The sequence below is a fragment of the Enterococcus sp. 3H8_DIV0648 genome, assembly GCF_002140655.1.
In the GTDB taxonomy this organism is placed as follows: Bacteria; Bacillota; Bacilli; order Lactobacillales; family Enterococcaceae; genus Enterococcus_A; species Enterococcus_A hulanensis.
Genome location: NZ_NGLG01000001.1, coordinates 1,611,389 through 1,616,227 on the forward strand (window position 1 = coordinate 1,611,389; position 4,839 = coordinate 1,616,227).

Sequence of the window (4,839 nt, forward strand, 5' to 3'; positions counted from 1 at the left end):
TATATAATTTTCATCGATAATAGATACGAAGAATTTCTCACCAATAGGTTCATTTTTGACACTTGCCTTTAATTTATCAACATCTTGTTTATCACTCTCTAGTATCTTCTCGTTATCTTTATCTAATGTAGAGAATGTTTCTTCTGAATAATTTGTTGAGCTTTCTCTCATTTTTCCAAATGTAGTTGAGCTAATTGATGTATACTCCACCTCTTCTTGTGATGTGGTAGTTGATGAAGAAGTAACTTCAGCCGCCGAATCAACAATTGGAAATTTAAACCCTAATAACGAACAGCATAAAAAAATTAATAGAACATATACCCATAACACTTTTCTTTTTTTCATAATTAACTGCTAAACAATCTAAAAAGATTATTTGACTATCCTCCAAACATTTTTTTATTTATTTTAAAACCATTTTAGCATATTGAAGAGCTCTACGGACTTTCCATAAAAAAAGGCTGTAGACAGCATCCACAAAAAATGAACTTTGTCTACAGCCTTAAACGACTAATTTAATCGATTGTGTTACAAAAATTCCCTACTCTCACCGAAAAATCTCCTCCAACTCTTGTCAAATTGGGATTGTAATATGGATCATTCTCAATATAACCAGCCCAAGTTTCTTCCATGTACTTCGTTTCTTTGTCGAAGCGAGCCTGTTTTTCTGGTGTATTTTCGTATCCGCGGGATTGGGATTCGAAGTGATACAATTCTACAGCGTGGAGCCATACATTGTTATGGCCTTTTTCGTACTCTTTTAAGCATAGATCGACATCGTTGAAGGCGACAGTCAGCTCTTCATTGAACCCGCCGATTTCTATAAAGTCTTTCGCACGAATCATCATGCAGGCTGCGGTAACTGCTAAATAATCTACGTTAATCTCAAGTTTTCCGAAATAACCGAAGTCTCCACGAGGGAAGGTGTGATGTCCGTGTCCAGCAGCGCCGCCCATTCCTAGGATGACACCCGCGTGTTGGATCGTATTGTTGGGATAATATAATTTTGCACCAACACAGCCAATCCGCTCGAACTGTGCGAAGGAGACCATTTTTGTCATCCATTCTGGTGTAATCACTTCGGTATCATTGTTTAGAAACAACAGATATTTTCCTTTAGCGACTTTTGCAGCTAAATTATTGATACGTGAATAGTTAAAGGGAATGTCGATTGATTCGACAATAAATCGTTCACCTAATTGTTTTTGATAATTTGCATAGAGCTCCTGCATCTCAGGCTGGTCGCTGCCGTTATCCGCCATTACGATTTCGTAATTAGGATAGGTGGTTTTTTCGACGATGGAATCTACACAACGCTTCACATCGTCATAGCCGTTACGTGTAGGAATGATCACACTGACTAGATCCTCCGAAAGTACTTGATAGTCTACATCGTACAACCCATTTCCTGCTGCGTGATTGACTGTCGCTTTGATTCCACGACGATTGATTGCATCCTGGACAGCTTTTAAGCCAGCATCGAAGGCATAGCTCTTCGTTGACTGATCGGCTGCCGTTGAACTTGGTAAGATCCGCCAGTAATATAGAATTTGCGGAATATGTGCGATTCGATCAGCAGTGGTTTGCTCTGTAAAGCGTAGAACCAAATCATAATCCTGCGAGCCTTCATAACCGACACGGAAACCGCCAATTTTCTTCATGATTGAACGGCGATAAATGCCTAAGTGGGAAATGTAATTTGTTCCCAGTAATAGATCTGGCGACCAATCTGGTTTGAAGGCTGGGTCGAATCGTTTGCCTGCCATGTCGATTTTGTCTTCATCGCTATAAATCAAATCCAAATCGGCATTTTTATTCAAGCATTTTGCCACTTCGTATAAGGCGATCGGTGCTAATTCATCGTCGTTGTCCAGCAAGGCAACAAACTCACCTGTCGCGATTTCTAATGCTGAATTGGTCGCTTTAGAGATATGTCCATTTTCAGAACGGAAGACGATCTTGATTCGCGAGTCTTGAGCTGCATATTTTTCTAGTAACGATCTTACTGACGCGTCAGTAGAATGATCGTCAGCCATACATAATTCCCATTTTGGATAAAACTGATTCTGGACAGATTCGATACATTTCGCCAGCCATTTTTCTTCTACATTATAAACGGGCATCAAAATCGAGATTACCGGTTGGTATTCGAATGCCATGATTTCAGCTTTGATCGCTTCTATGTTCCAGTTTTCGTTTTCGGCAATCCATTGTTGATAGCTTTCATCGGATTGCTTGCTTTGTTCCAGCTTGACCCTCCGCAGGGTATTTTTTAAACCATTACGTTTTAAATAGCTCAGCGCTTTACGTGTTTTGCCGTAAAGTGCCTGTATTTGAGATGGCTGCTTTGGCTCTCTTACAATGTTTTCGTTGGGGACAAAGGTTTGCGTTTGTGTTTGATCACCAAAGCGAAAATCAAACGTAATTTTTTCTGCCGGATTCTCCACATCAAGTTTCAAACTAAAACCCATTTGCAAACTTGCGCTCGTTTTGTGGGCAGCAGCCACATCTGAACGAGGATACCATTCAATTTTGCTGCTGATCACATTTTCCGCAGAAAGGGCGAATGTCGGCACTTCTTTTGAAGCAAGGTCGAGTGCCCAGCCTGTAATTTCTAATTGTTTTGTTTCTGGCTGAAACCTGCATTGATCAATGCAAACTTGTTCATTTTTTGCCATCGGATTAACCTCCTATGCTGAATTGATTTGGATTGATCAATGGATCGTTCAATTCTTGAGAATATTTATTAGTCAAAGCCTCGTATGCTTCTTTTTTTACATTAAAATGGTTTTCGCCAGAATAGCGCACTTCAAAATACGGATCAAAAATCAACTTTTTCTCTTCCTTCGCTAAGCGAATCGAAAAATCAATTCCTTTGATCTCTGCAGGTAGCTCCATATCAAAACCACCCAGAGTCAAAAACGCATCTTTCTGGAGGATCAACGCATCTTCTGTTGCTGTATAGATTTCTCGCGGTAACGCAGGACGGAAATAAGTCCCAATTGTTTTATTGGATAATCCTTGCTGCTCATACACTACCCGTTCATGAGCTGGATCAATAATCACACCGCAGTTTAAAATGGCATCGTCTTTACTGATGACTTTTCCCGCGACTGCTCCAACATTCGGTAAACGAACAAAGTTCATCGCTTCTTGCAGCCAAGTACTTTCTGTAGGCACCAAGTCTACGGTTAAGAATACTAAGAACTCTCCAGCAGCTTCTCTAGCTAATTCGTTCTCATTCTTGCCAGCAAAAGCTCGAATGCGTGCATCTTTAATGTCTGTGCTGCCTGCTAAAATTTCAAACTCGTTCCATTCAGTCGCTAAGAGTTTCATCAACTGCTTTTCGCTAGGTTTGCCGCTTAAAACGATTGAAACCTTAGGCTCTGTTTCATACCTAAAGTCGATCTTATAGGCACCATAATTTTTTGTCATTGATACGACACCATCAATTTTGCGTCGTTCAAGAGCCGCTTGCACAGCATTTTGTCCAGCCACATAGGCATACTCTTTACTTTGCGGGTCCATGGCGACAGATGTTTCGATCGTACGCCAATGGTAAAGAATATTTGAAACATGGTGAATTTCCTTCGCCGCTTCGGTAGCACGCAAAACAAAGTCATAGTCCTGACTACCATTAAATTCCGTTCGCAATCCGCCAACTGTTTCAACAATCGAACGTTTTACGACTACAAAATGGGTAATGTAATTGTGACCTAGCAATAGGGTTTCATTCCAATTTGGCTTAAAGAAAGGGTCAAAGCGTTTGCCGCTCATGGACAATTTGTCCTCATCCGTATAAATAAATTCGCGATTTTGGTTTTCGTTCAGTGCATTGACAACTGCTAATAATGCCGTATCAGCTAAAATATCATCATTATCCATAAAACCAATATAATCGCCAGTTGTGATCTCGATCGCTGAGTTTGTTGCTTCTGAAATGTGTCCATTTTTTTCACGAAGAACGATTTTTACCCGCTCATCCGCAGCCGCTAATTCTTCCAGCAACGGTTTGATATGCGCTTTTGGCGAAGCATCATCTGCTAAGCAAAGTTCCCAATTCGAATAAACCTGATCTGTCAGCGACTTCACACAAGCGCGCAGCCATTTTTCATCAACATTGTAAACTGGCACTACCAAAGAAATTTTAGGTTGGAAGGTTAAGTCCTTTGACGCTTCGATAAGTTGTGCACGGGTTGGCTCTTCAACCTTCGTCATCCACTCTTCGTAATTCGCACTTTGCTGTTTTGAACGCTGGTAGTTTTTAACCGCTCCTGAAAAACCATTCCGCTTGATTGAGCCAAGTAAATGGCGAATCTTTCTCGTCACTGGAGTACTAGCAGATTGCGAATTTTTAGCTATGATTGGATAAACTTGATCCTGATGGTCTAAAACTAACAGCTTAACAGCATCAGACACTTGCATATCCTTAGCCGTTAAAATAAAACCAAATTTTTCAGTTGAATCAATCCCAAAGACTTCATTCACATCTGGGCGATAGATTAGATTTACTTGCAGTGGATTCATTGATTCGGCTAATAAATAATCCAGCGGTTGTTTAGTCTTTTCTGAAAAGCCCCAGCCCTTGATGATTGCCTCATTTTCCGATTCATTGTTTTCGATCGACTCAATTGTCAGTTTGATCCCTTCAATTTCAGCGTTTGCCTCCGCATAAGGGATATTTTAATTGAAGCAAACGATTCTTTTCTTTTTCACTCGCGACATCATCCATCACTTTGACTTCAGATGGGAAAAATTCTTCTTCATTTAGAACATTTACATTCACGGTATATTCTTTACCGGCTACCGCTGCACCGTCAATGACAACATAAGGCTCTT

General features: G+C 40.4%; 4 protein-coding genes. All 4 read right to left on the minus strand.

All coding sequences use genetic code 11. The features are described 5' to 3' along the window. Positions 1-345 (minus strand): hypothetical protein (locus A5875_RS23590; RefSeq protein WP_176244629.1); only part of this gene is annotated, 345 nt, incomplete at its 3' end. A gap of 170 nt (positions 346-515) precedes the next feature. Beyond that, the gene (locus A5875_RS07460) at positions 516-2,678 is read right to left on the minus strand and encodes a glycosyltransferase family 2 protein (RefSeq protein WP_088933017.1); all 2,163 of its coding nucleotides are present in this window, start codon (positions 2,676-2,678) and stop codon (positions 516-518) included. 4 nt (positions 2,679-2,682) lie between these two features. Then, positions 2,683-4,527 (minus strand): glycosyltransferase family 2 protein, encoded by a 1,845-nt coding sequence (locus tag A5875_RS07465; RefSeq protein WP_254911858.1) that lies wholly within the window; start codon positions 4,525-4,527, stop codon positions 2,683-2,685. A gap of 127 nt (positions 4,528-4,654) precedes the next feature. After that, positions 4,655-4,839: hypothetical protein (locus A5875_RS24130; RefSeq protein WP_254911859.1), on the minus strand; the 185-nt coding region annotated here is incomplete at its 5' end.